The sequence below is a fragment of the Citrobacter sp. S46_ASV_140 genome (assembly GCF_018919545.1).
Taxonomy (GTDB): Bacteria; Pseudomonadota; Gammaproteobacteria; order Enterobacterales; family Enterobacteriaceae; genus Citrobacter; species Citrobacter braakii.
On the sequence record NZ_JAHLRC010000197.1, the window covers coordinates 1 to 4,321 of the forward strand.

Annotated in this window: 5 protein-coding genes and 2 pseudogenes; 1 reads left to right on the top strand and 6 read right to left on the bottom strand. The window is 54.3% G+C overall.

Annotated features, from left to right (window positions below; all coding sequences use genetic code 11):
* The coding region (locus tag KQJ19_RS22565) for a nucleotide sugar dehydrogenase (RefSeq protein ID WP_216404190.1) at nucleotides 1-717 on the top strand (717 nt) is incomplete at its 5' end.
* Nucleotides 718-934: 217 nt separating this feature from the next.
* Here KQJ19_RS22565 and KQJ19_RS22570 read toward each other — a convergent pair.
* From KQJ19_RS22570 to KQJ19_RS22595, 6 genes and pseudogenes are all read right to left on the bottom strand, one after another.
* Nucleotides 935-1,060: pseudogene (locus tag KQJ19_RS22570) on the bottom strand (GDP-mannose 4,6-dehydratase); the annotation flags it as partial.
* A gap of 107 nt (nucleotides 1,061-1,167) precedes the next feature.
* Entirely contained in the window at nucleotides 1,168-1,779 is a 612-nt protein-coding gene (gene hisIE / locus KQJ19_RS22575) for a bifunctional phosphoribosyl-AMP cyclohydrolase/phosphoribosyl-ATP diphosphatase HisIE (protein WP_216404191.1), read from the bottom strand.
* Complete coding sequence (gene hisF, locus KQJ19_RS22580) at nucleotides 1,773-2,549, bottom strand: imidazole glycerol phosphate synthase subunit HisF (RefSeq protein ID WP_019077116.1); 777 nt, start codon at nucleotides 2,547-2,549, stop codon at nucleotides 1,773-1,775. The genes hisIE and hisF overlap by 7 nt, the downstream gene beginning before the upstream one ends.
* Entirely contained in the window at nucleotides 2,531-3,268 is a 738-nt protein-coding gene (gene hisA / locus KQJ19_RS22585; RefSeq protein ID WP_016153557.1) for a 1-(5-phosphoribosyl)-5-[(5-phosphoribosylamino)methylideneamino]imidazole-4-carboxamide isomerase, read from the bottom strand. The genes hisF and hisA overlap by 19 nt, the downstream gene beginning before the upstream one ends.
* Entirely contained in the window at nucleotides 3,268-3,858 is a 591-nt protein-coding gene (gene hisH / locus KQJ19_RS22590; RefSeq protein ID WP_003030129.1) for an imidazole glycerol phosphate synthase subunit HisH, read from the bottom strand. Before hisH ends, hisA begins: the two co-directional genes overlap by 1 nt.
* Nucleotides 3,858-4,321: pseudogene (locus tag KQJ19_RS22595) on the bottom strand (bifunctional histidinol-phosphatase/imidazoleglycerol-phosphate dehydratase); the annotation flags it as partial. The pseudogene KQJ19_RS22595 and the gene hisH, both read right to left, overlap by 1 nt.

Consider the following 4,321-nt stretch of genomic DNA (forward strand, 5'->3'; position numbering starts at 1 on the left):
GACAACTTGCACCCATCTCGTATTGTCATTGGCGAGCGTTCAGAACGCGCCGAGCGTTTTGCTGCTCTGCTACAGGAAGGGGCACTTAAGAAAGATATTCCGACCCTATTTACCGACTCGACCGAAGCCGAAGCTATCAAGCTATTCGCCAATACCTATCTGGCGCTGCGCGTGGCCTACTTTAATGAGCTGGACAGCTACGCCGAGACTCTGGGCCTGAACTCACGACAGATTATTGAAGGGGTATGCCTGGATCCGCGTATTGGCAACCACTACAACAACCCGTCATTTGGCTACGGCGGCTACTGTCTTCCGAAGGATACCAAGCAACTGCTGGCCAACTATGAATTGGTGCCGAATAACATAATCGGTGCTATCGTCGATGCTAATCGTACTCGTAAAGACTTTATTGCCGAATCTATTCTCGCGCGCAAGCCGAAGGTAGTGGGAGTTTATCGCCTGATTATGAAGTCGGGTTCGGATAATTTCCGCGCGTCCTCCATTCAAGGGATCATGAAGCGTATTAAGGCCAAGGGTATCACGGTAATCATTTATGAACCGGTGATGCAGGAAGATGAGTTTTTTAACTCCCGCGTAGTGCGCGACTTCGAAGCCTTTAAGCAGGAAGCAGACGTGATTATCTCCAACCGCATGGCGGAAGAGCTGGCGGACGTGGAAGATAAAGTGTATACCCGCGATCTGTTTGGTAATGATTAAACGTTAGTTTTTGTACCGTTCCCGGCGACGCTTCGCTTGGCCGGGCTACGATAGAAAAAGCCCTCATGAGGGCTTCTTTTTTTAAGCCTTATAAAACTCGCGATTCTGTAAATAGACCCGTTTTAGTTCCATGCTTTTTTGAGATCCCAGCCAAATAATGGTGTTGTCGACAGCCTTCCTGGATGTTGAAGTGACCTACGAGGGTTGCCTGTGCTTAGGCGTGGGGATTCTCCAATGAATAACGTACGTCGGCTTGTGCCGCAAGATGGATGACGCGATCGAACTGTGCTTCGGCGGACAACGCAGCCATGTCGGCGTTATCGTCGAGATTCATTTTCACAAAACGGGCCCAGACGCGCCTGCTTCAGTCTAACATCGCAATCTGTCATTTAGGTTATCGAAAGGAAGACTAAAGAAAACCCGGCGCGATGTCCGGGTTGGGGAAGGGGATTACTGATGTCTTTTGCGTAAATTATCAATCACCGTCGTCAGGTCGAGGTCCTGGTCCTGCAGCAGAACCAGCAGGTGATACATCAGATCAGAGGCTTCATTGGTCAGTTCGAAACGATCGTTCACGGTTGCGGCCAGCGCGGTCTCTACGCCTTCTTCACCCACTTTTTGCGCAATGCGTTTGGTGCCGCTGGCATACAGTTTCGCGGTGTAGGAACTGGCTGGATCAGCGGTTTTACGTTCGGCCAGCAGTTGCTCAAGCTGATACAGGAACAGCCACTGGTGGCTGGCATCGCCAAAGCAGCTTGAGGTGCCGTTATGGCAGGTCGGGCCAATCGGGTTAACCAGCACCAGCAGGGTGTCGTTGTCACAGTCGGGCGCGATGCTCACCACGTTCAGGAAGTGACCGGAGGTTTCACCCTTGGTCCACAGGCGCTGTTTGGTCCGCGAGAAAAAGGTCACTTTGCCGCTTTCAAGCGTTTTATCCAGTGCTTCCGGGTTCATATAACCCAGCATTAGTACCTCACCGGAAACCGCATGCTGCACGATGACTGGCATCAGTCCGTCGGTTTTTTCCCAGTCCAGCTCGCGGCATTGTTGCTTCGTTAACATATCCTGATCTCCACGCCCTGTGTTGCCAGGTACGCTTTTAATTCGCCAATATTAATAATTTGCTTGTGAAAGACGGAAGCGGCAAGCGCGCCGTCAACGTCGGCGTCCCGGAATGCTTCAAGGAAGTGTTCCATGGTGCCCGCGCCGCCGGAGGCAATCAGCGGTACATGGCAAACGTCGCGCACTTTTTTCAGTTGCTCCAGGTCATAACCGTTACGCACGCCGTCCTGGTTCATCATGTTCAGGACGATTTCACCCGCGCCGCGCTTCTGTACTTCCTGCACCCAGTCCAGCGTTTCCCACTGCGTGACGCGGGTACGGCTTTCATCCCCGGTATATTGATTAACATGATATTTGCCGGTTTCGGCGTCATACCAGGTATCAATGCCTACCACGATACACTGCACGCCGAAGCGGTCCGCCAGGCGGGTGATAAGCTCCGGTTCGGCCAGCGCCGGGGAGTTGATAGAGATTTTATCCGCCCCGAAGGAGAGGATGCGCGCCGCATCGTCGATGGATTTAATGCCACCGGCAACGCAGAACGGAATATCGATCACTTCCGCCACGCGAGATACCCAGCTTTTATCCACTACGCGGCCATCGCTGGAGGCGGTGATATCGTAGAACACCAGTTCATCTGCGCCTTCATCGGCATAGCGTTTTGCCAGCGGGACAATGTCGCCAATAATCTCGTGATTGCGAAACTGGACGCCTTTTACCACCTGCCCATCACGAACGTCCAGACAAGGAATTATGCGTTTTGCCAGCATTGAATGGCCTCCTCAACGGTGAACTTACCTTCCAGCAGGGCGCGTCCGACGATCACGCCGCGTACGCCGGTTCCACGCAGGGCTGCTACGTCCTCGATCCCGCCAATGCCGCCAGATGACTGGAATGCTACCTGCGGATATTTGGCGCACACTTCTTCATAAAGCGCGACGTTTGAGCCAGCCAGCGTGCCGTCGCGGGAGATATCGGTGCACAGCACGTGCTTCAGGCCGACGGGTAAATAGGTCTCAACCAGTTCTTCCAGAGAAACCCCGGAATCTTCCTGCCAGCCGCTAACCGCTACCTGTTTATTACCGCGCTCGTCAATACGCACGTCCAGCGCCAGTACCAACGCGTCGGCGCCAAAACGGGCAAACCAGCTCTTGACTACCTCGGGGGATTTTACTGCCGTCGAACCTACCACCACGCGCGCCACGCCTGCGTCAAGCAGCGCCGCAACGTCCGCTTCAGTCCGCACGCCACCGCCAACCTGTACCGGAACATTGACTCCAGCGACCAGCGTTTTAATCAGCGGGATCTGCCGCTGCGCCGGGTCTTTCGCGCCGGTTAAATCAACCAGGTGCAGTACTTCGGCACCCTGAGCTGCGTAATCCTGTAAACGGGGGAGAGGATCATTGCCATAATCACGTTGCGTTGCGTAATCGCCCTGATGAAGACGCACCACCGTGCCGTCGATTAAATCTAATGCCGGAATAATCATTACATCTCCAGAAAGTTTTTCAGCAACTGCGCCCCAGCCGCGCCCGAGCGTTCAGGGTGAAACTGCACGCCAAAGAAATTGTCCTTTTGTACTGCCGCGGTAAATGGTTCGCCGTAATGGCACTGGGCGATGGTCCACGGGTTCACCGGCATAGCATAGCTGTGTACAAAGTAGAAATACGCGCCATCTTCAATGCCCTGGAACAGACGATTTCCCGCCTGCGGATAGACGCGATTCCAGCCCATATGCGGCAGCGGCAGACCGAAATCGGTCATCTTCGGAACGTCCTGCTCAATAATGCCCAGCAGAGAGACACCGTTACTCTCTTCGCTGCGGCGGCCCAACAGTTGCATGCCTAAGCAGATCCCCAGTACCGGTTGCGTACAGGCTTTAATCAGTTCAATCAGTTCACGCTCGTGCAACTGGTCCATAGCCGCCTGGGCGGTACCGACGCCCGGCAGAAACAGTTTATCGGCACGTAGCACCACGTCCGGGTCACGGCTGACAACCGGGTCGTATCCATGGCGTGCGACGGCGGATTTCACCGAGTGCAGATTGGCGCAGCCGGTATCAAGGATCACCACGTTCATTACAGCACTCCTTTTGAGGAGGGCAGCGTATCGCCTTCTACGCGAATAGCCTGACGCAGCGTACGACCAAAGGCTTTAAACAGGCTCTCCACACGGTGGTGGTCATTTTTCCCTTTGGTTTTCAGGTGCAAGGTGACACCCATGGTGTAAGAGAGTGAACGGAAGAAGTGTTCAATCATCTCTGTGCTCAGATCGCCAACGCGCTGGTAGGTAAACTCCGCGCGGTATTCCAGGTGCGGACGCCCCGAGATATCCAGCGCGCAACGTGCCAGGCACTCGTCCATCGGCAGCACAAAACCAAAACGGTTGATACCGCGTTTATCGCCTAATGCCAGCTTTAAGGCTTCACCCAGCGCCAGACCGGTATCTTCAACGGTGTGGTGATCGTCAATATACAGATCGCCTTTGACGGCTATTTCCATGCGAAAACCGCCGTGGGTGGCGATTTGATCCAGCATGTGGT